The following is a 25,305-nucleotide window of genomic DNA, read 5'->3' as shown; positions in this document are numbered from 1 at the left end:
GATTTATTCCATTTCTGCCACTGGCTGAACTTGCTCACCCTTTTCATCCATTTGATCCATCTGATCCATGGGGGCGGTTTCCAACTGAATGACCGTATCCAACAATTGGTACAACTGGGCCAATTTTTGTTTTCCCAATTCGCTTTCCATCCATTCATAGTGCGCCTCAATGGCTTGCGACAACTGAACCACTTTGGACAAGCCCAATGGGGTGGCACGCACCACCGTTCTGCGCGCATCTTGAGCGCAGCGGCTTCGCGCAATGAGGCCGGCCCGTTCCATGCGCGTTAAAACGCCCGTCAAACTTGGCCCCAATAAAAAAGCCTCTTTGGCGACGCGCCCGGTCTCCACGCCCTCGGTGCAATGCGCATGCTCGCCCAACACACGCAAAACTCGCCATTGTTGGTCGGACAAGCCATGCTCGCGCAAGCTGGGGCGGGTGTGCGCCATCACCGCCTCACGTGCTTGGAGCAGCAAACGAGGCAAATTGCGGTGGACAAAGGCTTGTTGTTTCATGGGTTTTGAATTTATTTAACATGTTAAATGAATTTCTAAACAATGCCAAATCGGGTTAACCCCATTTCTGCCAAAAAATTCCGAAATGGCTCTCCTCATGGGCCCGCGCTGCGGGAATAATTGCTTGATGCGCACTTCATTTTTTGACACCCACTCGCTCCGCCTGATTCAAGCGCCCATGGCTGGTTCTCAAAATCACCGACTGGCGGCGGCCGTCTTCAAAGCAGGCGGTATCGGCAGCATTCCAGCCGCCATGCTCAGCATCGAGCAACTGCAACACGAGCTGAACGCTTTCAGCGATGCGATTCAAAACGTCGCGAGCAATGCCACTGCAACTCGCAATTCAGCGGCCTGGGGGGGCTTGTTGCCAGTCAATGTCAATTTTTTCTGCCACACACCACCGGCCCCGCAAGCCGAAACAGAAAGCGCCTGGCGTTTGAAGCTCGCTTCGGCTTATGCAGCGCACGGCATTGACGCTGCCACTGTGGCCTCCGGACCAGGTCGCGCGCCCTTTAGCGAAGAGAGTTTGAAGTTGCTAGGCCAAATCAAACCTGCCATCGTCAGCTTTCACTTTGGCCTGCCCAAAGCCGAATGGGTCAAGCAACTCAAGGCTTGGGGCATCCAAATTTGGTCTTCTGCCACCACCGTGCAAGAAGCGCAGTGGCTAGAGCAACACGGCGTTGATGCCGTCATTGCGCAAGGCCTCGAAGCGGGCGGTCATCGCGGGATGTTTCTCACAGAAGACCTGAGCACCCAATTAGGGACCTTGGCTTTGCTTCCCCAAATTAAAAAAACCGTGCAATTGCCCGTGATTGCCGCAGGTGGCATTTCAAATGCAGCGGCGGTGAGTGCCGCCAAAATATTGGGCGCCAGCGCAGTTCAAGTGGGCACCGCATTTTTAACCAGCCACGAAGCCAGCACCAGCGACTTGCACCGCCAAGCCCTGATGTCCGACGCTGCAAAGCACACCGCCTTAACCAACCTTTTTAGCGGCAGACCCGCGCGCGGCATAGTCAATCAATTTATGCGCGACCTTGGCCCCCTCAACCCTCAGGCCCCCGCGTTTCCCTTGGCTACCGCAGCGGTCGCGCCTTTGCGAGCAGCAGCTGAAGCCAAAGGCCAGAGCGATTATTCGCCCTTGTGGTCAGGTCAAAATGCCTCCGACTGCGAAGCTTTGCCTGCCTCCGACATCGCGCACAAACTCTTGCAAGCTTGGGCATGACAGCGGCCCTTGCACATTTGTCAGCTTCAGAGTGTTAGGCTTGCGACATGGCCAAAGACAAAACCATTTTCACTTGCTCCGATTGCGGTGGCACCACGCCACGCTGGTTGGGCAAATGCCCTGCTTGCGGTGCCTGGAACACCCTCATCGAAAGCACTCTTGATGCTGGCGGCAGCGCCAAAAACAGATACACCAGCCAATTTCAAGCGCTGGCCAAAACCTCAGAGCTCACCAAACTGGGTGACATCGAAGCCACCGACGTCGACCGCAGCCCCACCGGCATTGAAGAGCTCGACCGGGCTTTAGGCGGCGGCGTGGTGGAAGGCGGTGTGGTGTTGATTGGCGGCGACCCCGGTATTGGCAAATCCACCTTGCTGTTGCAAGCGCTTGATGCCCTGCAACGCAAAGGCATGAACACCCTGTATGTCACCGGTGAGGAAAGCGGCGCCCAAGTGGCACTGCGCTCCAGACGGCTTGGGCTAGACCACAGCCAAGTTCAAGTGCTGGCCGAAATTCAACTCGAAAAAATTCTGGCAACGCTTCAAACTGAGCGTCCGCACATTGCGGTCATCGATTCCATCCAAACGGTTTACTCCGACCAACTCACCTCTGCGCCTGGCTCGGTGGCTCAAGTTCGAGAGTGCGCCGCTCACCTCACCCGCGCCGCCAAAGCCACGGGCACAGCCATCGTCTTGGTAGGCCACGTGACCAAAGAGGGCGCCTTGGCGGGGCCACGTGTTTTGGAGCACATGGTCGACACCGTTTTGTACTTTGAGGGCGACACCCACAGCAGCTTTCGCCTCATTCGGGCTATCAAAAACCGCTTTGGCGCGGTCAATGAAATTGGCGTTTTTGCCATGACCGAAAAAGGCCTGAAGGGTGTTTCAAACCCCAGCGCCATCTTTTTGTCGCAGCATGCAGAGCCGGTGGCGGGCAGTTGTGTCATGGTCACCTTGGAAGGCACGCGGCCCCTTTTGGTCGAAATTCAAGCCCTGGTCGACAGCGGCGGCCCCAGCCCGCGCAGGCTGTCAGTGGGCCTTGAAAGAGACCGATTGGCCATGCTCTTGGCGGTTTTGCACCGGCACGCTGGGGTGGCCTGCATGGATCAAGATGTGTTTGTCAATGCAGTAGGCGGCGTTCGAATAAGTGAGCCAGCAGCTGACTTGGCAGTAATGTTAGCAATCACTTCATCACTTAGGGGCAAGCCTTTGCCCAAGGGTTTTATTGCCTTTGGTGAGGTAGGTTTGGCGGGTGAAGTGAGGCCGGCGCCGCGCGGCCAAGAGCGCCTCAAAGAAGCTGCCAAGTTGGGTTTTACCGTGGCCGTGGTGCCCAAAGCCAATGCGCCCAAAAAGAACGACAAGAACTTTGAAGGCCTCAACATTTATCCGGTTGACCGCATCGAAGACGCTATGAACTGCGTTCGGGGACTTTAAGATCCGGCCATGAACTTTTCCAGAATACTGATCCCGATTGGGGTAATTGTCTTTGTTGCTGCGGCCTGGCATGAATACAAGTGGCCAGGAGTGGCTGTGGCCACAGGCGCTGTGGTGATGTGGATTTTGTTGCATTTCACCCGCATGGTGACCGTCTTGAGCCGAGCCGCCAATCGGCCTGTTGGGCATGTCGACAGTGCCGTCATGCTCAATGTCAAGTTGAAAAAAGGCGTCAATCTGATGCACGTGATTGCCATGACCAAGTCTTTGGGCGTGCGACTTTCTGAAGAAAACGCGCAGCCTGAAATTTTCAAGTGGACCGACCCTGGAGACTCTTTTGTCGTCTGCACATTCAAAGCTGGCAAGCTACAGGGATGGGAGATGACGCGGCCTTTGCAAGAAGAAGCTGAAGAATCTGTAGCTTCTCTTTAAGAACTGAAAAAAGTCGAGAAAAAGTCGAATAGAAGTCGAGCAAAAGACCCCCATAAGGCTCGTAAAATGAACGCTTTGCGAAACTGGCAACAAAGGACAAAACAATGAGCACCGCAACACCCTCGATGGAAGACCGTGACGGCAAAATTTGGATGGACGGCAAGATGGTCGAATGGCGCGACGCCAAGATCCACGTCTTGACTCACACTTTGCATTACGGCTGCGGCGCCTTTGAAGGCGTGCGTGCTTACAAAACTGTCGATGGCACCGCCATTTTCCGCTTGCAAGAGCACACCGACCGACTTTTCAACAGCGCCAAAATTTTGCGCATGAAGTTGCCCTTCACCAAAGAGGAAGTGTGCGAAGCGCAAAAAGCCGTGGTGAAAGCAAATAATTTGGAAAGCGGCTACATCCGTCCTCTGACTTGGATTGGATCCGAAAAGTTGGGTGTCAGCCCCAAAGGTAACACCATCCACCTCATGGTGGCTGCATGGACTTGGGGCGCTTACTTGGGCGAAGAGGGCTTGAAGCGCGGCATCCGCGTCAAAACCTCCAGCTTCACGCGCCACCATGTGAACATCACCATGACCCAGGCCAAAGCGGTGAGCAACTACACCAACTCCATTTTGGCCAATATGGAAGCTGTCGATGAGGGCTACGACGAAGCCTTGTTGCTCGACACCTCTGGCTTTGTGTCCGAAGGTGCTGGCGAAAATATTTTTGTAATTAAAGATGGCGTGATCTATACCCCCGACTTGTCGGCCGGTGCATTGAATGGCATCACGCGCAACACCGTTTTCCACATCGCCAAAGATTTGGGGCTTGAGATTGTGCAAAAGCGCATCACACGCGATGAAATTTACATCTGCGACGAAGCCTTCTTCACTGGCACGGCAGCCGAAGTCACGCCCATTCGCGAACTCGATCGCATCGAAATTGGCGCTGGCAGCCGCGGCCCTATCACTGAAAAAATTCAGACTGGCTTCTTTGACATCGTGAACGGTAAGAATCCCAAATACGCTCACTGGTTGACGCGCGTTTAATTCAAAAAGGACCCTGTTCATGAGCCAAGCTATTGAACTTCTGGCGAAAGACTTAAACCCACAAGGTGGTGTCTTTTGCCCCAGCCCCAAGGCTGACATGAAAGTCTGGAACAACCACCCTAAGGTTTACTTGGATGTGGCCCGCGAAGGTCATGCCAAGTGCCCCTACTGCGGCACGGTGTACCAGCTGAAACCGGGCGAAACAGTCGGCTCATCGCACTGAACGAAAATTGACCCACTAAGCCATGTTTTCAAACACTGGGCAACCGTTAATTTCGATTGCCATGTGTACTTACAACGGTGAACGATTCTTAGCGGCGCAAATTGATTCCATCTTGAATCAAACTTGGAAAAATTTAGAGCTCGTGATTGTGGACGATTGCTCGACAGATGGAACCCTTGCCATTGCCGAAGAACGCGGACAAAAAGATCACCGAATTCGCATTTACAAAAATGCTCAAAATTTAGGCATTAACCAAAACTTCAGCCGCGCCTTGAGTTTGTGTCAAGGCGAATTGATTGCTCCCTGCGACCAAGATGACATTTGGCATCCTGACAAGTTGATGCGATTAGAACATCAGCTGGGCGACCACGTGATGGCCTATTGTGACTCCCAACTCATAAATGCCGATGGATCACCTATGAACATGCGAATTTCTGATCGGCTTCACATGTACCAAGGCCATCAACCCGCCGTCTTTGCATTCTGGAATTGCATCTCTGGTCATGCGATGCTTTTCAAACGCACCCTCTTGGAACAAGCCCTGCCCATACCGCCCATTAAATTTCACGATTGGTGGTTAGCGTTTTGGGCAGCCACTGTGGGCGACATTAAATATGTCGACGAAGCACTGGTTCAATATCGCCAACATGCTGGTGGTCAAACCGACGTCTCTCGACAAGTCAATCGGGTAGAGGCGGGCAATCGGGCTGACTTGTTCAAAGAGCGCTGCAACTGGTTTTCATACTTAGCCAGCGTGCCCAGTCAGGATCAAGCCTACTTGCAAACATTGTCCAACTTGTACCAAGCACAATCAAAGCAATGGCTGTCGTTTGAGTTGATTCGTCATTTGCGCCTTCGTGCGAATGATTTGCTTTACATCAACAAAAAGAAGTCTTTCTTTCGTTTTGCATTGAAGCATTTTTGGGGCTTGAAAGCCAAAGCTTTTTTCAGTCCGTCTAAATATCAAACTGATTGAAATGAACAAGCCCAGCATCTCCGTTCTCATCAGCAGTTACAACTACCAAGACTATGTCGTTGAGGCTGTGCTATCTGCTTTGTCACAAACTTATCCGCCCCTCGAAGTGATCGTGGTGGACGACGGTTCTCAAGACGAATCCGTGGCGCGTCTGACGCAGGCCTTTAACAAGCATCCCAAAGTGAGCGTTTTGACACAGCCCAATTCGGGCCAAATGGCGGCCTGGATCACAGGATGCGCAAAGGCGAATGGTGATGTCGTGGCGCTGCTTGATTCAGATGATCTGTGGAATTCAAATTATTTGGAAAAAATGGCGGCCATCTACGAGGCCAGCCCCAGTCTCGATTACGTCTATTGCAACATGCAAAAGTTTGGCGCCTCCGAAGGGCTCGTATTGAATCGAAAGCGCCACCAAAAAAGCCGCGACCTTGGCTTGTCCATTCTTATGGGCGCCTTCATTCAGCGCTGGCAAGGTGTTGCAACTTCAGGCAACACACTCAAGCGGTCTCTGCTGAATCAAATTCTTCAATTGCCCAAGGAACAAGTTGCCGAATGGAAGTCTCGCCCTGACGATTGTCTTTTCTACGGCAGCGACATCCTCGGTGCTCACAAATACTATTTGGCAGAACCGCTGGTGATGCACCGAGAGCATGCCAACAATGCCCTGCTTGAGTTCCGTCATTCGCCAATCAAAAATGCACGCTACGCTTTGCGTGTCGAGAAGATGTTGGCTTTTTACCGAAATGAAATGGGCGTTACAACGCAATGGTTGAAACTTGCAAAATATGAATTTCGAACCAAGCCCACACCAAGTTTTTCTGAATTTTGGATCTACTTTTGTTTCTCCTTGCAGGCTCCCATTCGATGGTCTGCACGTCTGAGTCAAGCCATTGCCATTCTTGCGCATTACCTTCAATCTGTGAATTCAAAGAAATAATCCAAGCTTCACCATGCAAAGAACACGACATTTAGATTTAGGCTGCGGCCCAGTGCCTCGCAACCCTTACCAACAGGATGAGCTCTTTGGTGTCGACATTGCACCCACAGAAAATTCATCTCAAATTACCATTCGCCAGGCCAATTTAACGCTGCAAGCAATTCCTTTTCCAGATCACTACTTCGATTCGCTGTCAGCTTTTGATTTCTTGGAGCATGTGCCGCGCGTTCTACCCACGCAGGACGGATTGTCAACTCGCTTTCCGTTCATTGATTTGATGAACGAAATACATCGCGTACTTCGACCAGGGGGCATTTTGTATGCTCTCACTCCCTGCTATCCCGCTTTTGAAGCATTTCAAGACCCGACGCATGTCAACATCATGACCGAGAAAACACATCTCTACTTTACGGGTGCAAACCCCTTAGGCAGGATGTATGGATTCTCGGGTCAATTTGAAGCGCGCAAAGTTGAATGGGTGGTGCACAAAGATGCATTGACGCCACTGGTCCCACTCAATCTGAGTCAACAATTTCGCCGCATGAACTACAAACTCAAGAATAAATTCACGCATATCGCTTGGGAATTTATTGCAAAGTAAATTTTTCATTGGATGAATTTGAGGGTTAACGGGCCCATTGCTTTTTGTAAAAAGCTTCGATCCGATTGACCTGATTTTCATAATTGAAATCACTGAGATCGTAGCTGCGTTTTGCGGGACGTTCTCTTAAAAACTGCTGCAGTCCTTCGGCCATTGACTGTGCGTCTCCGCACTTCAACAAGGGCCGCCCGATCAGGGCTTGAAACATTTGAGCCCCATCGCTGGCGGTGGACAGCACAGGCAAACCAGCAGCGAAGGCCTCTAAAAAAACAAGTCCAAATGGCTCATACCTTGCTGCACTCACATAGCCATCAAAGGCGCTGAACCAATCTTGTGGTCGATTCACAAAACCCGGCATCAGGATCTCGGTGGGTGTTTTTTTTCTCAAGGCCTTCCATTCATGTCCACCCCCAACAATCACCAAGCGAGAATTAGCTGGCGGGTTTGTCAAGTAGGCGTCAATCAGAACGTCTAAGCCCTTGCTTTTTTCTGCGCGACACAAGGCGCCAATTAAAAAAGTATCAGGTGGTATGCCGAGTTCAGCACGTATTTTTTCGCGTGCTGAGGCATCTGGTTTTGTAGCTTGCGTCCAATTGTTAATCTGTTCTGTACAAGCCAATTGATCTGGTGGAATCTCTTTCATTTGCCATGGTGCGATGGCAATCAATCCGTCCATGCCGCGATGCTGCTGCGGTTTGTAATGAATGTGCAATGTTGCAACGCGCAAAAAAGGTGCGCGCAGCGACTGGATAGCTCTGCACCCCCCACTTAAATGGGCGTGCGCCACATCGATTTGTAATTTTTGAACGATTTGGCGTGCCCACCAAAAAGCAATCCAACTGGGGCCTCCCACAAACAGTTGCCGAACCTTTTCGTTAAACCGATGAGCGATTGAGTTGGGTCGATCTTGCGCAGCTCGCTTGTGCAAAATAACTGTTACTTCATGGCCTGACAGGGCTTGTGCGTTGGCAAGTTCAACCACATACCGTTCGGTGCCAGCAAAACTATGCGTCAACAGCAAATGCGTAATTTTCATGGCTTCAAGTATAAGAGGCGCAACTTGAGGTCATGCGTCTAAATAACACCTAAAAAGCACCGTCCTCTATCCGGCAGGTCGCGGTGAATCACTTGAATCAGTCCTCAGTAGGAGGCTGAAAAGAGGACGGTTCAGCAGTCTGATAACGCGCTGCCAGCGCAACCAAAACCAGCACTGGCAAACCTAGCAGGGCCGTGGCATTGAAGAAGTCGGCATAGCCATGGGCATTGACAAAATCACCCGAGAAACCGGCAATGAACTTGGGCAATAAAAGCATCATGGAACTCAAAAGCGCATATTGCGTTGCCGAATATTGAATATTGGTCAAGGAAGACAAGTAGGCAATGAACGCAGCAGAGGCAATGCCACTGGCCAGGTTGTCTGCCGATATCACCAGGATCAGCGCATTGACATCATGGCCATGTCCGGCCAACCACGCAAACAACAAGTTGCTTAAAGCACTGAGCACGGCGCCCAGCAACAAAATGCGCATCACCCCCCAGCGCAGTGCCATGACACCACCTACAAAAGCACCCAGAAGAGTCATTAGCACACCATAGAGTTTGGTGACGCTGGCCACCTCTGTTTTGGTGAAGCCCATGTCCACATAAAACGGGTTGGCCATGATGCCCATCACCACATCGCTGATGCGATACACCGCAATCAAGCTCAATATCAAGGCTGCCTGCCACTTGTAGCGCTTCACAAAATCGGCAAAGGGATCTATGAGAGCACCTTTCAACCATTCCTTCACATTTTTTGCGGGCGGCAATTCGGCTGGCTTGGGCTCACGCGATCGCAGCACCGTGATGACACCGACGAACATGCTAGCCGCCATCACCAAATAAGCTGTTTGCCAAGCAGCATGCATGTAGCCACTACCACTGTCGCCCTGCACCCATGCAGCCACCCACAACACACCCGCACCGGCCCAAATCATGGCCAAGCGATAACCCGTTTGATAACTGGCCGCCAACGCAGCTTGGTGTGTGGGGTCGGCTGACTCAATGCGAAAAGCATCGAGTGCAATGTCTTGGGTGGCAGAGCCAAAAGCCACCAACAAGGCACACCAAACCACAGGGCCTAAAGTATGTGAAGGATCGCTCAGTGCCATGCCCACCAAGCCCAGCATGACCATGGCCTGCGCCAGCAAGAGCCAACTGCGTCTGCGGCCCAAAGAGCGCGTGAGCCAAGGAATGGGCATGCGGTCGACCAAAGGCGCCCAAACCCACTTAAAACCATAGGCCAGCCCCACCCAACTGAGGTAGCCAATGGTGCTGCGGTCGATGCCAGCCTCACGCAAACGAAAGCTCAAAGTACCCAACACCAACAGCAAAGGCAGGCCTGCCGCAAAACCCAAAAACACCATGCGCAAGCTGGCAGGCTCTAAATAAACGCGCCAAGAGGCAAGCCAAGAAAAAGTGGGCTGATTTGAAATGGGCTTTTCTGTCATAACGACATTATCCAAGCATGTATGCGGATTTTGCGAGTCCCTTGCCTTGAAATCTGTGGGTGCGGCACTATGATTGAAGCATGTGCTGGCGATGCTATTCAAATTTGAACGGGCCTGACCCCTTAGAGCCTTCAGTTTCTGAAGCAGAGGGGTCTTCTCGCCGTGCTTTTTTGAACCAACTGGGCGGGGCCGGCTTGGGCTTCAGCGCATTGCTGGCCGGCACTGCCCATGCACAAGTCGACGTGGGCAAAGCCTCTGGTATTCGCAAGCTCATTCCAGCCGAAACGCTGGAGGCATCAGCCAAGCAACAATATCAACAAACCCTGGGAGAAGCCGACAGCAAAGGTGCCTTGGCCCCAGACGACTATCCACCACTCAGACGCCTGCGCGCCATCGCCGCCAAACTGATTCCGTTCACCGCCCAATGGAACCCCGATTCGCGCAAGTGGCGATGGGAAGTCAACCTGATTAACAGCAAGCAAATCAATGCTTGGTGCATGCCCGGTGGAAAAATTGCTTTCTACACCGGCATCCTCGATCAACTCAAGCTCAACGATGATGAAGTGGCCATGATCATGGGGCACGAAATGGCGCATGCTTTGCGCGAGCACTCGCGTGAGCGCTTGGCCAAATCAAAAGCTACAGGCATGGGTTTGTCGGTGGCCTCACAGCTCTTGGGCCTGGGCCAACTGGGCGATGTTGCGGCCAACTTAGGCACCCAATTGCTCACCTTGAAGTATGGCCGCGACGACGAAACAGAAGCCGATTTGGTCGGGCTTGAAATTGCAGCGCGCGCCGGTTTTAAACCTGAAGCCAGTGTCCAGCTTTGGAAAAAAATGCTGAGTGCCACTGGCGGCGGCAAAGGGCAACCTGCTTTTTTGTCGACACACCCGAGCGGCAACAACCGCATTCAGGAACTTGAAGCCAACTTACCCAAAGTGGCGCACCTTTATGCGCAAGCCATTCAGGGTAGTGGTACCGCACCACTCAATTGAGTTCAATTGAACTCAATTGAACACAATTGAGTTAAGGGCCCTTGAAGGCTCAGGTCCCACCCACATAAGGGTTGCTGCGACGCTCACGACCAAAGGTACTCTCGGGGCCATGTCCAGGAATGAACACCGTGTCATCGCCCATGGGCCACAAACGCTGCGTGATGCTGGCAATCAAGGTGTCGTGGTCGCCTTGCGGAAAGTCAGTGCGGCCAATGCTACCGGCAAACAGCACATCGCCCACAAACGCACGTTTGATTTCAGCTGAGTAAAACACCACATGACCTGGCGTATGTCCAGGGCAATGCCGCACGTTCAGTGTGTGTGAGCCCAAGGTTACGGTATCGCCATCCGCAAGCCATCGGGTGGGTGTGAAAATTTCTGCGTCGGGAAACTGAAACATGCGGCCTTGATCAGACAAGCGATCAATCCAAAACTGATCACCAGGGTGCGGGCCTATGATGGGTAAATTCAAAGTGCGCGCCAACACAGCGGTACCGCCTGCATGATCGATGTGTGCATGGGTGAGCCAAATTTGCTCGAGTTTCAAACCCCGTTGTTGAACCTCGGCCAAGATCAAATCAAGGTCACCGCCAGGATCGATCACTGCGGCTTGCTGGGTTTGATCGTCCCAAACCAAAGAGCAATTTTGTTGAAACGGCGTGACAGGGATGGTTTGGTACTGAAGCATGCTGGAATTTCAATGGGTTTCGCTTGCAAGGCAATGTAACAAAGTTTGCCTCTGAAACTCGTATTGTGAGGTCTTGTTCACTGACTCTCACATGACCACACCACTTTTCCGCACAGAAGTTACCCAATCCAAGCAGGCCTCTTGGATGGGTCCCATTCACCTGGCACACCATCCGCGCTTCAGCGTTGTGGCTGGCATGGCTTTGCTGCTGGCAGGTGCTTTGCTGGCTTACGGAGCATGGGGCCAAGTGGCTCGCAAGGTTCGCATTCCTGGCGTCCTCATGCCGCAATGGGGTACCGTGGAGTTGAGTTCTGCCGTTTCAGGTGTGCTGCTCGAACAGCGCGTCAAAGAAGGCGACTGGGTTGAACAAGGACAAGTTTTATTTGTAGTCAACACCGACAAAATCTCGATAGAAGGCAGCACAGCAAGTTTGCTGGCATCGCATTTGGCACAACGCCGCAGCACGCTGTTGGCTGAACGCGGCTCGCGCGTTGCTCAAAACCACCAGCGCGAAGCTCATTTGGCAGATCGCATTCGCTCTTTGACACTCGAAGCCGCACAAGCAGCCCAAGAACACGCTTTGGCAAAGCGGCGGGTTGAATTGGCGCAAAAAACCTCTGTCCGATTTGAGCAAATGGCGGCTCAAGGTTTTGTCTCCGACATTCAAGCGCAAGGCAAACAAGAAGAACTCATAGACCTGCAATCTCGCTTGGAAAATACGCTGCGCAACGGCAATGCTTTGGCACGCGAGCAAAACTTAGCGCAGGCCGACTTGGCCCACCTGCAAAGGCAGTTGGCCATCGATCTGCTCCAAATCGACCGCAGCCTGGCCAGCCTCGATCAAGAAACAGCCGAAATTCAATCGCGCAAAACCAGCAGTGTGCTTGCACCGCAGGCAGGCCAAGTTAGCACCGTTCACTTAAGCCTAGGCGCCATGGCGCAGAATGGCCAAACCATTGCCAGCATGGTGCCGCTCGCTAGCCCATCGGCTCACACCTTGGTTGCCGCTCTGTTTGCGCCCACTCGCACCGCCGGCTTCATTCAACCCGGTCAAGAAGTGTGGCTTCGCTTGGCCGCCTATCCGTATCAAAAGTTTGGGCTGGCCAGAGGTCGCGTTCTGAAGGTGAGCGGCACCCCTATTGCGCCACAGGACTTGCCGCATGGACAAGGCACAGCCCTGATGGCTTCCACGCAAAGCAACGAGCCGCTCTACAGAATCCACGTCGAATTAGCATCCCAGCATGTCATGGCTTTTGGCGAGGCACGGCCCTTGCGCCCAGGCATGACACTCGAAGCCGACGTCATTCACGATTTGCGTGGCATTTGGGAATGGGTCTTTGAGCCCCTCTTGGCCATTCATGCACGTCAAAAAATGTCATGAGCTTCATTCAAAGTATCAGGGCCTTGCCCCTCAATCGGCATGGATTCATTGACGTGCTGGTTGGCATCAATCTGATTCAAGCCATCCACATCACTTTGATTGCCGTGCTTTGCAATTTAGATGGTGGCCCAGACGACGAAGAAACCAAGTCGCTCGTATCCATTGCGGTTTTCATGATGTTGGTAGCACCGCTTATTGAAAATTTCATCATGATTGTGGCGGCCGCCATTCACGAGAAACTGTTTAATAGGCGCTTGCTGTTTGTGGTGGCGCCATTGTTCATGGCCTTGCTTCACTTCACAACGCCAGACGATCTGCCAGTCCCCATTTTCATCCGACTCATTGCATTGTTTTTCTTCTTCTACTTTTTTTTAAAACAGTACGACTTGCACAAGTTGGAAATGGGCAAGGGTAAGGCGTATCTGTTGAGCTGCATTCTTCACTCATCAGTGAATGCCACCGTGATTTTGGTCTTGTCTGCATTTGATTTTTATATCGCCGCTGAAACGATTTTTTCAGCACAACCAGGAGAATAAAATGAGAAATTTAAACATAGAAGAATTGGGCCAAGTCGAGGGGGGAAATATTGCGTATCGATGGGCAGTCAAGCTAGGTGAAGCCATCGCCAACATGTATGCCGTGTATGAGGCGGCTGGATTGTTAGATATTGACACCTCTTCGCGTGAAAAGCCAGACCCCAATGCCTACAACCCCATGGGCGACTTCTCCGGGAACATGTGCACGCGATAAGTCTGACCTGCAACTGCCTGCGCACCAACGGTGCGCAGGCATCTTCTTTCACACATCAGAAATGAATTCCCCTTGAATCCTGTTTTGCAATTGCAAGCGTCTGAATGCGGCTTGGCTTGTTTGTGCATGATTGCCAACGCCCATGGTCAACATTGGCAATTGATGGATTTGCGGCACAAGTTTTCACAATCACTCAAGGGCGCCAACCTCAAGCAACTCATCGATCACAGCCTGGTGTTGGGATTCAATGCCCGCCCCGTTCGCTTGGAGTTGGAAGAGCTGAGCCAATTGCGCTTGCCATGCATCTTGCATTGGGACTTGAATCACTTTGTGGTCCTGCAAAAAATCAAAGGGAACAAAATCACCTTGCTCGATCCTGCATTGGGCTTAAGGCTGGTCTCACGCGCTGAAATTTCGCAGCATTTCACGGGCATCGCTTTGGAGCTCACACCCCAACCCGACTTCAAAACCATCCCAGCACCCAAGGCTTTTCCACTCTCCATGCTCACCGGCAAGCTCCAAGGCTTTGGCAAATCGGCACTCCAAATATTGGCTCTGGCATTGGTCCTCGAGCTGTTTGCCATCCTCACGCCCATGTTCAACCAAGTCGTGGTAGACGATGTCTTAAGCTCGGGTGATCACGAATTGCTTTCTGTGTTGGCCATCGGCTTTGCCATCATTCTCCTCATTCAATCGGCGCTGTCCTACGCGCGCAGTTGGTGGGTCATGGTGCTCAGCCAAAGCGTTTCGGTTCAATGGCTTGGCAATGTGTTTGCGCACTTGGTCAAATTACCAGCCGACTGGTTTAGCAAGCGCCACTTGGGCGATATCTCATCGCGCTTCAACGCGGTTCATGACATTCAAAAAACACTCACTCAAACCGCTATCGAATCACTGCTCGATGGCTTGATGGCCATTGCGGCCTTGGTCATGATGTTCATTTACTCACCCTCACTCACTTGGGTGGTTGTCACCGCTTGCGCCTTGTATGCTCTGGTGCGCTGGGTCAGTTATTCGCCGTTCAGGCACGCCGCCTCAGAGCGATTGGTCTTGTCAGGTCAGGAGCAAAGTCACTTTATTGAAACGCTTCGAGCCATGACACCCCTCAAATTGTTTTCAAGAGAAAATGAACGGCGCGCGCGATGGCAAAGTCTGATGGTGGAAGTCATGAACCGTGATTTTCAAACCGCCAAATTGAATATTGGTTTCAATGTGGCACGAACACTTATTTTTGGCCTTGAAAATTTATGCGTCTTTTGGCTAGGTGCCAAAATCATTTTGCCTTCGCAAGCACTCAATCAAAGTACAAGCGTTTTCACAGTGGGCATGCTGCTGGCCTTCATCAGTTACAAAATTCAATTCACGGGTCGTGTCAGTGCACTCATCAACCAAGGCATTGAATTCAAGATGCTCAATTTGCACCGCGACAGGCTGGCCGATATTGTGCTCACACCGCCTGAACAAGATACACCCCAAGGCAACTTGCCTTTTCACGACTTGGCCCACTTGCCGGCTAGTCTTGAACTTCGCAAGGTGTCATTTCGATACAGCGAGGGCGAACCTTGGCTGCTTTACAACATGGACCTTTGCATTCAGGCGGGGGAGCATGTGGCCATTTCGGGCGCCAGCGGCTGCGGCAAAACCACTTTACTCAAAATTTTATTGGGCCTGCTCACGCCAACACAGGGCATGGTCTTGTATGGGGGCGTGCCCATCAGCCAATTGGGCATGTCCAATGTTCGCCGCAAAATTGGGGTTGTCATGCAAGAAGATGCCTTGCTCACGGGCAGCATTGCCGACAACATCGCCTTCTTTGATATGTCGCCTCACCTTTCCAGAATTGAAGCCTGTGCCCAATTGGCAGAAATTCACAAAGAAATTACACGCATGCCCATGGGCTATCAAACGCTCATTGGCGAGTTGGGCACGGGCCTCAGTGGCGGTCAAAAGCAGCGTATTTTGTTGGCGCGTGCGCTCTATGCGCAGCCCAGCGTTTTGGCCTTAGACGAAGCCACCAGTCATTTGGACATGCAAAATGAAAGTGCCGTTTCCAACACACTGGCACAGCTTAAGCTCACGCGCATTGTGATTGCCCACCGCCCTGAAACCATTGCCCGCGCAGACAGGCATGTGCACTTCAGCTTGCCAGAGCTTCCGGCTTGAGCGTAAGATGGGTTGAATTAAGCACAACCCGTGCTTGCCCGATTGTTTATCTGCCACATCACACATCAACTCCCTCACTGGGTCTGAACGACCCTCCATCCAACTGCGCTTACGGCTATCAAATCAAGCACGAGTCCATCGCTGTTCTAGGCGTTCCCAATTTGCTCATTCGCTCTTTGCTCAACAAGCAACAATTTTTTGACCCTGAAGGTGCCGCACAGGCCCTTGGCATTTCATCCGCTTTTTGGTCGCTGTTTGGTTTGCTCTGGCCCTCAGGCTCAAAGTTGGCAGAGCGCTTGGCCACCCGGCCTGTAATTGCACAAGAACGCATCCTTGAACTGGGCTGTGGCTTGGCGCTGGCAAGCTTGGTTGGGCATCGCAGAGGTGCCAATATCACGGCATCAGACTGTCACCCACTGGCCGGTGAGTTTTTGAAAGAAAATTTGCGCCTCAACAACTTGAGCCCCATGAGTTACCAGCATGGTCAATGGGGCGAACACGCTGCACAACAACAAGACCCTGTTGTAAGCAGCAAGTTCGACTTGATCATTGGCAGCGACATTCTTTACGAACGCGATGAGCGTGGCGACCTGGCCCATTACATCAACGAGCACATTGAAGACCATGCGGAGGTTTGGGTGGTTGATCCCAATCGAGGCAATCGCTCCCACTTTCATCGCAACATGGCCGCACAAGGTTTTTCGCTCAATGAAGAAACACTGATCATGTCAGCCACACAAACAGAGGCGGCCTACAAAGGCCGAATGCTCACCTATTTGCGCGATTAAGTTCTGCGCACTTAATGCTTAGAACTCAAACTGCGCTCACAATGTCCAGTTGTAATCGATGGTCAAAGGCGCATGATCGCTGAAGCGCGTTTCTTTTTAGATCTCAGCTTTTTGTGCACCTGCTGCCAATGCGGCAGTAGCCAAGTGATAGTCCAAGCGCCAGCCCACATTCTTGGCGTAGGCTTGTCCTCGGTTGCTCCACCAGGTGTAGCACTCGTCGGTGGTATCGGGATGCAGCCTGCGGTACACATCCACCAAGGGGCCTTCGGTGGTCATGTGCGTCATCCATGCACGCTCCTCGGGCAAAAAACCGCTGTTCTTGAGGTTGCCTTTCCAGTTTTTCAAGTCGGCTTGTTGGTGCGCGATATTCACATCACTGCACACAATGAATTCGCGCTGGGCACCCAAAGACTTGAGGTGCGGGCCCATGTGGTCCAAGAAGCGAAACTTGGCTTCTTGCCTTTCAGGACCTGAAGAACCACTTGGAAAATACGTGCTGATCACCGACAGCTTGCGCTTGGGTGTATCAAATCGCAACTCTACAAAACGACCCTCAGCATCAAACTCATCACAACCCATACCCACAAGCACTTCGCTGGGTTCGTGCTTGGTGTAAACCGCCACACCCGAGTAGCCTTTTTTCTCAGCAAAGTGAAAATGACCCTTGAGCCCAGCCAAAGTCTCAAATTTGCCCGCCACATCGGGCGCTTGCGCTTTAACCTCTTGCACGCAAATACAATCAGGATTGTTTTGAGCAATCCAAGCCTCCACCCCTTTGGTGGCCGCAGAACGGATGCCGTTCAAATTCAAGCTGCTTAATTTAAACAAGGATTTCCCCATGGTGACTGGACACACACCCCAAACCGACACAGCGGCCTTGGCGCAAGAGTTTGTTCAATTTTCTGTCGATGCGGGTGTGCTCAAGTTTGGTGAATTCAAAACCAAAGCAGGCCGCATGAGCCCGTATTTCTTCAACGCAGGCCTGTTTGACGATGGCGCCAAACTCGGAAAACTCGCTCAATTCTATGCAAAAGCTTTGATGGCGAGCGGCATCGAATTTGACATGATTTTTGGACCCGCCTACAAAGGCATTCCTCTGGGTGCGGCTGTGTCAATTGAACTCGCACGCCTAGGCAAAACCGTGCCCTTTGCCTACAACCGCAAAGAAGCCAAAGACCATGGCGAAGGCGGTACCTTGGTGGGTGCACCGCTCAAAGGCCGTGTGCTCATTGTGGATGACGTGATGAGCGCTGGCACTGCCGCGCGCGAGTCGATTGAGCTGATCAAAAAAGCCGGTGCGACTGCGCATGCCATTGCCATTGCTTTAGACCGACAAGAAATGGCCACCGAAGTACAAGCGGGTGGCACGGTCAAAGACGTCCCCCACAGCGCTGTGCAATATGTACGCAACACCCTGGGCATGAGCGTGTGCTGCATTGCGCAGCTGTCTGATTTGCTGGCGTATTTGTCCACACAAAGCGGCAACGAGATGGGCCAACACCTGCCGAAAGTACAGGCCTATCGGGATCGTTACGGCGTCTAATGACAGCCAAGTGAAGCGTAAATTTTCATTTTACGCTTCACATTTGAAGCGTAAAAGCTTATGATGCGCTTTATGTACCTCTGGCAATCTTCCAAATGGCCTCACTTCAAGGTCGACCTGGCTGCACTTCAACCCGCGATAGCGGCCACACGCTTTTCACAGGGAAGAGCCATGGGACTCGCGACGCACCTGCAATTGCCTGACCTCGTCGCGCTTCAACTTCAGGGCTGGTCAGATGAAGCTTTGGCAACAGCTCAAATTGAAGGCGAAATACTGCAACTCAACTCGGTCAGAGCGTCTGCCGCACGTCGTTTGGGTTTGGCTGACGGAAAAAAAAACAAACGCGACGCGCGCGCCGAGGCCACACTCAATCTACTTCAAGGCGCCTTGCAAAATAGTCATCGCGCGCTGAGTCACCAAACTTTGTTTGACTGGCAAGCCGCTTTGTTTCCAACCGGCCGGAGTGGCTCCCAAAAGATTCTGACAGGTGCTTATCGGACACATCCGGAGCCCATGCAAATCGTCACACCTCGAATGGGCAAGCCCGACCTTGTGCACTACCAAGCGCCAGCTTCTAAAGATGTCAAGCGCAACATGGAACTCTTCATCGATTGGTTTAACAGCAGTCTGGGCAAACAAGATGGTTTGGTTCGTGCCGCGTTGGCTCACCTGTGGTTTGAAACCATTCATCCCTTTGAAGATGGCAATGGCCGCATTGGCCGCGCCTTGGTGGAGATGGCCTTGGCTCAAGATCTTCAAACAGAACAACGCCTGTGGAGCTTGTCACAACAAATTTGGCATGCAAGGAGCGCCTATTACGAACAACTTCAATCGGCAACCAGCAGCGCCAACATGGACGTCACGCACTGGGTTCAATGGTTCGTCGCTTGCATTCACAAGGCCGCTGACAGCAGCTGGGAACAAATGCAATCAGCCATGCACAAAACACGTTTTTGGGCAGGCTTGCGAGAACATCATTCAAGCCTCACACCATCCCAAAACAAAGCCATCAATAAACTCTACGATGCAGGGCCCGATGGATTCAGTGGCGGTTTGAGTACCGAGAAATACGTCAACCTCTGCGGCGTGTCACGCGCCACAGCTTATCGCGAATTGACAGCCCTGCTCGAAGCTGGTTTGTTGGTGCAAACTGGCACCGGGCGTGGCACCCGGTACCAGCTTCATCCCTCTCCAATACTTGGCTTAACCCTGTAACTTTTTTAGCAACAACTCATTCACCTGAGCCGGGTTGGCCTTGCCTTTGCTGGCCTTCATGATGGGGCCCACCAAGCCGTTCAAAGCTTTGGCATTGCCAGCTCTGAACTCTTCCACGTTCTTCGGGTTGGCCGCCAATACTTCGTCAATGATGGCTTCCAAGGCGCCGCTGTCGTTCATCTGCTTCAGGCCTTTGGCCTCAATGATGGCATCCACTTCGCCGCCTTCCGTCCACAGCGCATCAAACACTTGTTTGGCGGCGCTGTTGCTGATGGTGTTGTCGGCAATGCGCGCAATCATGGCAGCCAGTTGTGCAGCACTGACTGGTGCGTTCTCAATGCCCACTTCGCTGGCGTTCAAGCGACGTGACACTTCGCCCATCACCCAATTGCTGACCAACTTGGCTTGCCCACAAGCCTTGGCAGCCGCTTCAAAATAAGCGGCCATGGCTTTGCTTTGCGTGAGCGTGGTGGCATCGTACTCGGGCAGTCCGTAGTCGGCCACAAAACGCGCAGCCATGACACGTGGCAACTCGGTCATCTCAGACTGCACACGGGCCACCCAATCGCGACCAATGACAAGCGGCGGCAAATCGGGGTCGGGGAAGTAGCGGTAATCTGCCGCATCTTCTTTGGTGCGCATGGCGCGTGTTTCGCCCGTGTCTGGATCGAACAATACGGTGGCCTGTTGGATCTCGAAGCCGTCTTCAATTTGTTCAATTTGCCAGCGCACTTCAAAGTCGATGGCTTGCTGCATGAACTTAAAACTGTTCAAGTTTTTAATTTCGCGGCGTGTGCCCAAAGGATCCCCCGGTTTGCGCACCGACACGTTGGCATCACAACGGAAACTGCCCTCTTGCATGTTGCCATCGCAAATGCCAATCCAAGTCACAATTTTGTGCAACTCTTTGGCGTAGGCCACGGCTTCTTCGCTAGAGCGAATGTCGGGCTCGGTCACAATTTCTAAGAGCGGTGTGCCCGCGCGGTTGAGGTCAATGCCGCTTTGGCCAATGAAGTCTTCGTGCAAAGATTTGCCCGCATCTTCTTCCAAGTGCGCACGCACCAAGCGAACGGTTTTCTTTTCGTCACCAACAAAGAAAGACACCTCGCCGCCTTGCACAACGGGAATTTCAAATTGACTGATTTGATAGCCCTTGGGCAGATCGGGATAGAAATAATTTTTGCGCGCAAAAATACTGGCTTCAGCAATGTGGGCGCCTACCGCCAAGCCCAATTCAATAGCGCGCTCAACCGCCCCTTTGTTCATGACGGGCAGCGTGCCAGGCAAAGCCAAGTCAACCGCACAAGCTTGCGTGTTGGGCTCTGCACCAAACGCTGTGGGTGCGCGGCTGAAAATTTTGCTTTGGGTTGAAAGCTGTGCGTGCGTTTCAAAGCCAATGACCACTTCGTAGCCTTGGAACAAGAGAGATTTTTGTTTTGTGCTCATTTTGCGCCTCCAGGTTGACGGAGGTGGAAGTCAGTGGCTAGCTGCAAACGATGTGCGGCGTTGAGCAACTGTGCTTCTTTGAAATAATTGCCAATGAGTTGCAAGCCAACAGGCATGCCCTCTTCACCGAAACCTGCTGGTACGCTCATGCCAGGTAAGCCTGCCAGAGATGCGGGCAGCGTAAAAATGTCAGCCAAATAATTGGCCACAGGATCGTCGGCTTTCTCGCCTAACTTCCACGCCACAGTGGGCGCTACCGGACCTGCAATGACGTCGCAAACTTTGAAAGCTTGTTGGAAGTCATCGGAAATCATGCGCCTGATTTTTTGCGCTTGCAGGTAGTATGCGTCGTAGTAACCGTGCGACAACACATAGGAACCCGTCATGATGCGGCGCTTCACTTCTTCACCAAAACCTTCAGCGCGCGAGCGCTTGTACATGGACACCAAGTCGGTGTAGTCCTTGGTGCGATGGCCAAACTTCACACCATCGAAGCGGCTCAAATTGCTGGACGCTTCTGCGGGCGCAATGATGTAGTAAACAGGAATAGAAAGTTCGGTGCGAGGCAAGCTGATAGGTACCAACTTGGCGCCGAGTTTTTCGTATTCTTTCAAAGCCGCATCGACAGCTGCACGAACACCAGACGCCAAACCATCACCAAAAAATTCTTTGGGAATACCAATGCGCAAACCATCGAGGGACGCATTCAAATCGCGTGCAAAGTTTTCTGCGGGCACATCGAGTGAAGTGGAATCGCGGTCTAGGTCGGGGCCGCACATGGCTGACAACATGAGCGCGCAGTCTTCTGCGGTGCGGGCCATGGGCCCAGCTTGATCCAAGCTAGAAGCATAGGCAATCATGCCGTAACGTGAGGCACGGCCATAGGTGGGTTTGATGCCCGTGATGCCGCAAAAGCTGGCCGGTTGGCGAATGGAGCCACCCGTGTCTGTGCCTGTGGCCGCGGGCACCAAGCGTGCAGCCACAGCCGCAGAACTTCCGCCAGAAGAACCACCCGGTACACGTGTTGTGTCCCAAGGGTTGGTCACTGATTGGTAAGCCGAGTTTTCATTGGACGAGCCCATGGCGAATTCATCGCAATTGAGCTTGCCCACATTGACCATACCTGCACCGCCGGGCTGAACTCCCAATTTGCGCACCACTGTGGCGTCAAAGGGCGAGCGATAGCCCTCCAGCATTTTGGAGCCTGCCGTGGTGGGAAAGTCGGTGGTGACAAAAATGTCTTTGTGGGCCATGGGCACGCCAGCCAAAGGCCCGGCAATGCCCGCCGCCAGTTGGGTATCGGCCTCTTTGGCTTGCGCCAGGGTGGCTTCTGGGTTGAGACTTAAAAACGCGCCAGACGTATCCGCTTGGCTGCGTGCCAAAAAGTGCTGGGCCACTTCTGTAGCGCTAACCTTTTTGGTGCGAAGTTCGGCAGCCAAAGCTGCAACGCTTAAATCATGTAAAGCAGTCATGGCGTTCCCTTATTCGATCACTTTGGGAACCAAAAACAGGCCACGCTCAACAGCAGGGGCGCTTTGTTGATTGGCTTCTCGCTGATTGGGCTCAGAGGCCACGTCATCGCGCAAGCGCAGCGCCATCTCTTGGATGGTGGCAATGGGGTGTGGCAGGGGCTGTACACCGGTGGTGTCAACCGCACGCATGGCTTCCACAATGCTGAAAAAGCCATTGATTTGGTCCAACATGCGTTGGCCCTCCTCTGGCGGTAGCTCTAACCGGGCCAAATTGGCAATTCGGTCGATGTCTTGGGCAGTTAAGGACATAAATGGTGACTCATGACTGGCGCTTCAAGCGCCACAAATTTGGGCTTTTAAACCGCATTTTTTTCAAGCGATCGGTTATTATCGTGTGTTCGCTGCCAGCTCTCCAAAAAAGCTTGTTCAAGCCCACAATTTACGCCCTTCAATGACCCCCAAACTGCATGCCGCCCGCATCACGACAGCAGTTGCTTAGGATTTGTTATGTTCAGTTCGTTTCGCCGCTATTTTTCTACCGATTTGGCCATTGATCTGGGTACCGCCAACACCCTCATTTTCGTGCGCGACAAAGGCATCGTGCTAGACGAGCCCTCAGTGGTAGCCATCCGCCACGAGGGCGGGCCCCAAGGCAAGAAAGTTTTGCAGGCTGTTGGCCACGAAGCCAAGTCTATGTTGGGCAAAGTACCCGGCAACATCGAAGCCATTCGACCCATGAAAGACGGTGTGATTGCCGACTTCACCGTCACCGAGCAAATGCTCAAGCAATTCATTCGCATGGTGCACCCCCGCAGCACCTTCAGGCCCAGCCCCCGCATCATTATTTGTGTGCCCTGTGGTTCTACCCAAGTTGAACGCCGTGCCATTCGCGAATCAGCCCTCGGCGCTGGCGCTTCCGAGGTTTACCTCATTGAAGAGCCCATGGCCGCAGCCATTGGCGCCGGCTTGCCGGTGTCTGAAGCCTCCGGCTCCATGGTGGTCGACATTGGTGGTGGCACCACCGAAGTGGGCGTTATTTCTTTGGGCGGCATGGTCTACAAAGGCAGCGTGCGCGTGGGTGGCGACAAGTTTGACGAAGCCATCATCAACTACATTCGCCGCAACTACGGCATGCTCATTGGTGAGCCCACCGCAGAAGCCATCAAGAAAAACATTGGCTCGGCCTTCCCAGGCAGTGAAGTGCGCGAGATGGAAGTCAAGGGCCGCAACCTGTCAGAAGGCGTGCCCCGCAGCTTCACCATCAGCAGCAACGAAATTTTGGAAGCCCTCACCGATCCTCTGAACAACATCGTCTCAGCCGTCAAAACCGCTCTGGAACAAACGCCTCCCGAGCTGGGCGCCGACATTTCAGATCGCGGCATGATGCTGACAGGCGGCGGCGCTTTATTGCGCGACCTTGATCGTTTGCTGTCCGAAGAAACCGGCTTGCCCGTCTTGGTGGCCGAAGACCCTCTCACTTGCGTGGCACGCGGTTGCGGCATGGCCCTCGAACGCATGGACCGCCTGGGCAGTATCTTCACCAGTGAATAACGCTGGCGCAATACATGGCGCTAGAGTCTCTTGATCGCTCTCCTCCACCCTTTTTCAGGGTGGGCTTTGCGCCTCTCACCAAGCTTGTCTTTTTTTCAGCATTGTCCTTGTTGCTCATGTTTGGCGACATGCAACTGCAATTCACCAAGCCCCTTCGCGCAGCGCTTTCAACACTCATTTTGCCTGTTCAGTGGCTGGTGCTTCAGCCTGGACAAGCACTGAACTTTGCAGGCAAACATTTTCAAAGCTTGGAACAAGCCCAAGAAAATCTCAAGGCCGCAGACCTCAAAATCCTTGAGCTGTCTGCTCGCTCACAACAAGTAGAGCAATTGAAATTCGAAAATCAAACACTGCGCCAATTGATGGGGCTGTCATCCAACATTTCTACACCATCGCAAGCCGCCGAAATTTTATTTGATGTCCCCGACCCCTACAACCAACGCCTTGTGCTCAACAAAGGACAAGTCGATGGCGTCGTTTTGGGATCACCCGTCATTGATGCGGGAGGTGTGATTGGACAAATCACGCGCTTATTGCCCATGACCGCTGAAGTCACACTTTTAACCGACCACCAACAAAGCATTCCTGTTTTGAACAGCCGAACAGGCTCACGCAATATCACCAACGGCGACATGTTGGAGGGTGTGCCCATGATTGAGTTGAAATTTGTACCTGCCAGCGCCGACGTCAAAGAAGGTGACTTGCTCATCACAAGTGGCATCGATGGTGTTTATCCTGCAGGACTTCAAGTTGCCCGCATTAGTCACATTGAAAGGCGTGTCGATATTTCTTTTGCGCGCATTCACGCCAAACCGCTGGCCGAGCTGCAAGGTCGACATGTCTTGATCCTTCAACCCACTGGCGCAACAGCTGCTTCAGCTGCTTCAGCCGCTTCAGCCTCCACCAAAGGCAAAGCACCATGATCATGGATCGTCGCGAAGCCTTGCTGTTGCCTGTCAGCCCCTGGTTCATTGCGGGCAGCTTAATCTGTGCATTGCTGCTGAGCATGTTGTTGAGTTTTTCACAAGCTCTTTGGATGCCAGACGTTTTGGCCGTGTGTATTTTCTTCTGGGGTATTCATCAACCTCGCAGAGTCGGCATGGCCATTGCCTTCGTTTTGGGTCTTTGGATGGACGTGCAGCACTCATCCTTGTTTGGCCAGCACGCACTGTCGTATGTGGTGCTCAGCTACTTTGCTTTCAGCTTGCACCGTCGATTGCTTTGGTTTCCCATCAAAGAGCAAATGCTGCAAATTGCGCCTTTCTTTATTCTGGCAGAAGCCATTGGCCTGCTCATTCGTCTGAGCACTGGCAATGACTTCCCTGGTTGGCCCATGTTGCTCGCACCATTTTTAGAAACCTTGTTGTGGCCCGTCGCCAATTTCATCTTGCTCGCGCCACAACGTCGGGCACATGACCCCGACGCCAATCGGCCCATCTAA

The 25,305-nt window shown here is 52.6% G+C and carries 27 protein-coding genes; 19 read left to right on the top strand and 8 right to left on the bottom strand.

Going from position 1 to position 25,305, the window contains the following annotated elements:
• Positions 1-3: 3 nt before the first annotated feature.
• Positions 4-516 carry a homoprotocatechuate degradation operon regulator HpaR gene (gene hpaR, locus B9Z32_RS01830; RefSeq protein WP_108419685.1) on the bottom strand — a complete coding sequence of 171 codons (513 nt, stop codon included), beginning with the start codon at positions 514-516 and terminating at the stop codon, positions 4-6.
• Positions 517-643: 127 nt separating this feature from the next.
• On the opposite strand from hpaR, the gene B9Z32_RS01825 reads away from it, so the two are divergent.
• The 8 genes from B9Z32_RS01825 to B9Z32_RS01790 all read left to right on the top strand — a co-directional run bounded on the left by B9Z32_RS01825 (position 644) and on the right by B9Z32_RS01790 (position 7,383).
• The gene (locus tag B9Z32_RS01825; RefSeq protein WP_108419684.1) at positions 644-1,738 is read left to right on the top strand and encodes a nitronate monooxygenase family protein; all 1,095 of its coding nucleotides are present in this window, start codon (positions 644-646) and stop codon (positions 1,736-1,738) included.
• A gap of 47 nt (positions 1,739-1,785) precedes the next feature.
• Positions 1,786-3,171 carry a DNA repair protein RadA gene (radA, locus tag B9Z32_RS01820; RefSeq protein WP_108419683.1) on the top strand — a complete coding sequence of 462 codons (1,386 nt, stop codon included), beginning with the start codon at positions 1,786-1,788 and terminating at the stop codon, positions 3,169-3,171.
• Positions 3,172-3,180: 9 nt separating this feature from the next.
• Positions 3,181-3,603, top strand: coding sequence for a glycerate kinase (locus B9Z32_RS01815; protein ID WP_108419682.1), 423 nt, complete (start codon positions 3,181-3,183; stop codon positions 3,601-3,603).
• A gap of 104 nt (positions 3,604-3,707) precedes the next feature.
• On the top strand, positions 3,708-4,646 hold the full coding sequence (locus B9Z32_RS01810; RefSeq protein WP_108419681.1) for a branched-chain amino acid transaminase: 939 nt from the start codon (positions 3,708-3,710) through the stop codon (positions 4,644-4,646).
• Between the two features lie 19 nt (positions 4,647-4,665).
• Positions 4,666-4,869 carry a zinc-finger domain-containing protein gene (locus B9Z32_RS01805; RefSeq protein WP_108419680.1) on the top strand — a complete coding sequence of 68 codons (204 nt, stop codon included), beginning with the start codon at positions 4,666-4,668 and terminating at the stop codon, positions 4,867-4,869.
• Between the two features lie 61 nt (positions 4,870-4,930).
• A complete protein-coding gene (locus tag B9Z32_RS01800) occupies positions 4,931-5,845 on the top strand; it encodes a glycosyltransferase family 2 protein (protein ID WP_158268161.1) in 915 nt (304 codons plus the stop codon).
• Position 5,846: 1 nt separating this feature from the next.
• Positions 5,847-6,782: a glycosyltransferase family 2 protein gene (locus B9Z32_RS01795; protein ID WP_108419678.1), complete on the top strand. Its 936-nt coding sequence runs from the start codon at positions 5,847-5,849 to the stop codon at positions 6,780-6,782.
• A 13-nt stretch (positions 6,783-6,795) separates the two neighbouring features.
• Positions 6,796-7,383: a class I SAM-dependent methyltransferase gene (locus B9Z32_RS01790; RefSeq protein ID WP_108419677.1), complete on the top strand. Its 588-nt coding sequence runs from the start codon at positions 6,796-6,798 to the stop codon at positions 7,381-7,383.
• A 25-nt stretch (positions 7,384-7,408) separates the two neighbouring features.
• Here B9Z32_RS01790 and B9Z32_RS01785 read toward each other — a convergent pair whose 3' ends face one another.
• Together B9Z32_RS01785 and B9Z32_RS01780 are read right to left on the bottom strand one after the other, a co-directional pair.
• Positions 7,409-8,419 (bottom strand): glycosyltransferase, encoded by a 1,011-nt coding sequence (locus B9Z32_RS01785; protein WP_108419676.1) that lies wholly within the window; start codon positions 8,417-8,419, stop codon positions 7,409-7,411.
• A 97-nt stretch (positions 8,420-8,516) separates the two neighbouring features.
• On the bottom strand, positions 8,517-9,872 hold the full coding sequence (locus B9Z32_RS01780) for an MFS transporter (protein ID WP_108419675.1): 1,356 nt from the start codon (positions 9,870-9,872) through the stop codon (positions 8,517-8,519).
• Positions 9,873-9,952: 80 nt separating this feature from the next.
• Here B9Z32_RS01780 and B9Z32_RS01775 point away from each other — a divergent pair, with 80 nt between their 5' ends.
• Positions 9,953-10,867, top strand: a complete 915-nt coding sequence (locus tag B9Z32_RS01775) for a M48 family metallopeptidase (protein WP_108419674.1) — start codon at positions 9,953-9,955, stop codon at positions 10,865-10,867.
• 49 nt (positions 10,868-10,916) lie between these two features.
• On the opposite strand, the gene B9Z32_RS01770 is transcribed toward B9Z32_RS01775, so the two are convergent.
• On the bottom strand, positions 10,917-11,555 hold the full coding sequence (locus B9Z32_RS01770; RefSeq protein WP_108419673.1) for an MBL fold metallo-hydrolase: 639 nt from the start codon (positions 11,553-11,555) through the stop codon (positions 10,917-10,919).
• Between the two features lie 91 nt (positions 11,556-11,646).
• On the opposite strand from B9Z32_RS01770, the gene B9Z32_RS01765 reads away from it, so the two are divergent.
• From B9Z32_RS01765 to B9Z32_RS01745, 5 genes are all read left to right on the top strand, one after another.
• The gene (locus tag B9Z32_RS01765; protein WP_108419672.1) at positions 11,647-12,936 is read left to right on the top strand and encodes an HlyD family secretion protein; all 1,290 of its coding nucleotides are present in this window, start codon (positions 11,647-11,649) and stop codon (positions 12,934-12,936) included.
• The gene (locus B9Z32_RS01760) at positions 12,933-13,472 is read left to right on the top strand and encodes a hypothetical protein (RefSeq protein WP_108419671.1); all 540 of its coding nucleotides are present in this window, start codon (positions 12,933-12,935) and stop codon (positions 13,470-13,472) included. Before B9Z32_RS01765 ends, B9Z32_RS01760 begins: the two co-directional genes overlap by 4 nt.
• 1 nt (position 13,473) lies before the next feature.
• The gene (locus B9Z32_RS01755) at positions 13,474-13,686 is read left to right on the top strand and encodes a hypothetical protein (protein WP_108419670.1); all 213 of its coding nucleotides are present in this window, start codon (positions 13,474-13,476) and stop codon (positions 13,684-13,686) included.
• A gap of 72 nt (positions 13,687-13,758) precedes the next feature.
• Complete coding sequence (locus B9Z32_RS01750; RefSeq protein WP_199219920.1) at positions 13,759-15,849, top strand: peptidase domain-containing ABC transporter; 2,091 nt, start codon at positions 13,759-13,761, stop codon at positions 15,847-15,849.
• A complete protein-coding gene (locus B9Z32_RS01745; protein ID WP_369909293.1) occupies positions 15,846-16,637 on the top strand; it encodes a methyltransferase in 792 nt (263 codons plus the stop codon). Before B9Z32_RS01750 ends, B9Z32_RS01745 begins: the two co-directional genes overlap by 4 nt.
• A gap of 96 nt (positions 16,638-16,733) precedes the next feature.
• Here B9Z32_RS01745 and B9Z32_RS01740 read toward each other — a convergent pair whose 3' ends face one another.
• A complete protein-coding gene (locus tag B9Z32_RS01740; RefSeq protein ID WP_108420920.1) occupies positions 16,734-17,465 on the bottom strand; it encodes an exodeoxyribonuclease III in 732 nt (243 codons plus the stop codon).
• A gap of 10 nt (positions 17,466-17,475) precedes the next feature.
• Between B9Z32_RS01740 and pyrE the strand changes: the two genes are divergently transcribed.
• Together pyrE and B9Z32_RS01730 are read left to right on the top strand one after the other, a co-directional pair.
• A complete protein-coding gene (gene pyrE, locus B9Z32_RS01735; protein ID WP_108419669.1) occupies positions 17,476-18,180 on the top strand; it encodes an orotate phosphoribosyltransferase in 705 nt (234 codons plus the stop codon).
• A gap of 72 nt (positions 18,181-18,252) precedes the next feature.
• Positions 18,253-19,395 carry a Fic family protein gene (locus B9Z32_RS01730; protein ID WP_158268160.1) on the top strand — a complete coding sequence of 381 codons (1,143 nt, stop codon included), beginning with the start codon at positions 18,253-18,255 and terminating at the stop codon, positions 19,393-19,395.
• Here the strand turns inward: B9Z32_RS01730 and gatB are convergent.
• Genes gatB through gatC form a run of 3 tightly spaced genes read right to left on the bottom strand, consistent with a single transcriptional unit; the run spans position 19,384 to position 22,622 of the window.
• Positions 19,384-20,841: an Asp-tRNA(Asn)/Glu-tRNA(Gln) amidotransferase subunit GatB gene (gatB, locus tag B9Z32_RS01725; protein ID WP_108419667.1), complete on the bottom strand. Its 1,458-nt coding sequence runs from the start codon at positions 20,839-20,841 to the stop codon at positions 19,384-19,386. The two genes, B9Z32_RS01730 and gatB, sit on opposite strands and share 12 nt — an antisense overlap.
• Complete coding sequence (gene gatA, locus B9Z32_RS01720; protein WP_108419666.1) at positions 20,838-22,313, bottom strand: Asp-tRNA(Asn)/Glu-tRNA(Gln) amidotransferase subunit GatA; 1,476 nt, start codon at positions 22,311-22,313, stop codon at positions 20,838-20,840. The genes gatB and gatA overlap by 4 nt, the downstream gene beginning before the upstream one ends.
• 9 nt (positions 22,314-22,322) lie before the next feature.
• Positions 22,323-22,622, bottom strand: coding sequence for an Asp-tRNA(Asn)/Glu-tRNA(Gln) amidotransferase subunit GatC (gene gatC / locus B9Z32_RS01715; RefSeq protein WP_108419665.1), 300 nt, complete (start codon positions 22,620-22,622; stop codon positions 22,323-22,325).
• A gap of 198 nt (positions 22,623-22,820) precedes the next feature.
• Here gatC and B9Z32_RS01710 point away from each other — a divergent pair, with 198 nt between their 5' ends.
• Genes B9Z32_RS01710 through mreD form a run of 3 tightly spaced genes read left to right on the top strand, consistent with a single transcriptional unit; the run spans position 22,821 to position 25,305 of the window.
• Positions 22,821-23,864, top strand: coding sequence for a rod shape-determining protein (locus B9Z32_RS01710; protein ID WP_108419664.1), 1,044 nt, complete (start codon positions 22,821-22,823; stop codon positions 23,862-23,864).
• Positions 23,865-23,878: 14 nt separating this feature from the next.
• Complete coding sequence (mreC, locus tag B9Z32_RS01705) at positions 23,879-24,787, top strand: rod shape-determining protein MreC (RefSeq protein ID WP_108419663.1); 909 nt, start codon at positions 23,879-23,881, stop codon at positions 24,785-24,787.
• Positions 24,784-25,305, top strand: a complete 522-nt coding sequence (gene mreD / locus B9Z32_RS01700) for a rod shape-determining protein MreD (protein WP_108419662.1) — start codon at positions 24,784-24,786, stop codon at positions 25,303-25,305. The genes mreC and mreD overlap by 4 nt, the downstream gene beginning before the upstream one ends.

The organism is Limnohabitans sp. MMS-10A-178, from assembly GCF_003063375.1.
Lineage (GTDB): Bacteria > Pseudomonadota > Gammaproteobacteria > Burkholderiales > Burkholderiaceae_C > Limnohabitans_A.
The sequence above is the reverse complement of the archived record's forward strand: the minus strand, read 5'-3'. Positions and strand labels throughout refer to the sequence as shown.

Bases quoted from the DNA above. Each gene is read 5' to 3' on its own strand.
- B9Z32_RS01755 (WP_108419670.1), top strand. From the start codon at position 13,474: ATGAGAAATTTAAACATAGAAGAATTGGGCCAAGTCGAGGGGGGAAAT.
- B9Z32_RS01780 (WP_108419675.1), bottom strand. From the start codon at position 9,872: ATGACAGAAAAGCCCATTTCAAATCAGCCCACTTTTTCTTGGCTTGCC.
- B9Z32_RS01805 (WP_108419680.1), top strand. From the start codon at position 4,666: ATGAGCCAAGCTATTGAACTTCTGGCGAAAGACTTAAACCCACAAGGT.
- B9Z32_RS01790 (WP_108419677.1), top strand. From the start codon at position 6,796: ATGCAAAGAACACGACATTTAGATTTAGGCTGCGGCCCAGTGCCTCGC.
- B9Z32_RS01825 (WP_108419684.1), top strand. From the start codon at position 644: ATGCGCACTTCATTTTTTGACACCCACTCGCTCCGCCTGATTCAAGCG.
- radA (WP_108419683.1), top strand. From the start codon at position 1,786: ATGGCCAAAGACAAAACCATTTTCACTTGCTCCGATTGCGGTGGCACC.
- B9Z32_RS01730 (WP_158268160.1), top strand. From the start codon at position 18,253: ATGTACCTCTGGCAATCTTCCAAATGGCCTCACTTCAAGGTCGACCTG.
- B9Z32_RS01775 (WP_108419674.1), top strand. From the start codon at position 9,953: ATGTGCTGGCGATGCTATTCAAATTTGAACGGGCCTGACCCCTTAGAG.
- B9Z32_RS01770 (WP_108419673.1), bottom strand. From the start codon at position 11,555: ATGCTTCAGTACCAAACCATCCCTGTCACGCCGTTTCAACAAAATTGC.
- B9Z32_RS01810 (WP_108419681.1), top strand. From the start codon at position 3,708: ATGAGCACCGCAACACCCTCGATGGAAGACCGTGACGGCAAAATTTGG.
- mreC (WP_108419663.1), top strand. From the start codon at position 23,879: ATGGCGCTAGAGTCTCTTGATCGCTCTCCTCCACCCTTTTTCAGGGTG.
- hpaR (WP_108419685.1), bottom strand. From the start codon at position 516: ATGAAACAACAAGCCTTTGTCCACCGCAATTTGCCTCGTTTGCTGCTC.
- B9Z32_RS01785 (WP_108419676.1), bottom strand. From the start codon at position 8,419: ATGAAAATTACGCATTTGCTGTTGACGCATAGTTTTGCTGGCACCGAA.
- B9Z32_RS01760 (WP_108419671.1), top strand. From the start codon at position 12,933: ATGAGCTTCATTCAAAGTATCAGGGCCTTGCCCCTCAATCGGCATGGA.
- gatC (WP_108419665.1), bottom strand. From the start codon at position 22,622: ATGTCCTTAACTGCCCAAGACATCGACCGAATTGCCAATTTGGCCCGG.
- mreD (WP_108419662.1), top strand. From the start codon at position 24,784: ATGATCATGGATCGTCGCGAAGCCTTGCTGTTGCCTGTCAGCCCCTGG.
- B9Z32_RS01800 (WP_158268161.1), top strand. From the start codon at position 4,931: ATGTGTACTTACAACGGTGAACGATTCTTAGCGGCGCAAATTGATTCC.
- B9Z32_RS01815 (WP_108419682.1), top strand. From the start codon at position 3,181: ATGAACTTTTCCAGAATACTGATCCCGATTGGGGTAATTGTCTTTGTT.
- B9Z32_RS01795 (WP_108419678.1), top strand. From the start codon at position 5,847: ATGAACAAGCCCAGCATCTCCGTTCTCATCAGCAGTTACAACTACCAA.
- B9Z32_RS01710 (WP_108419664.1), top strand. From the start codon at position 22,821: ATGTTCAGTTCGTTTCGCCGCTATTTTTCTACCGATTTGGCCATTGAT.
- pyrE (WP_108419669.1), top strand. From the start codon at position 17,476: ATGGTGACTGGACACACACCCCAAACCGACACAGCGGCCTTGGCGCAA.
- gatA (WP_108419666.1), bottom strand. From the start codon at position 22,313: ATGACTGCTTTACATGATTTAAGCGTTGCAGCTTTGGCTGCCGAACTT.
- gatB (WP_108419667.1), bottom strand. From the start codon at position 20,841: ATGAGCACAAAACAAAAATCTCTCTTGTTCCAAGGCTACGAAGTGGTC.
- B9Z32_RS01765 (WP_108419672.1), top strand. From the start codon at position 11,647: ATGACCACACCACTTTTCCGCACAGAAGTTACCCAATCCAAGCAGGCC.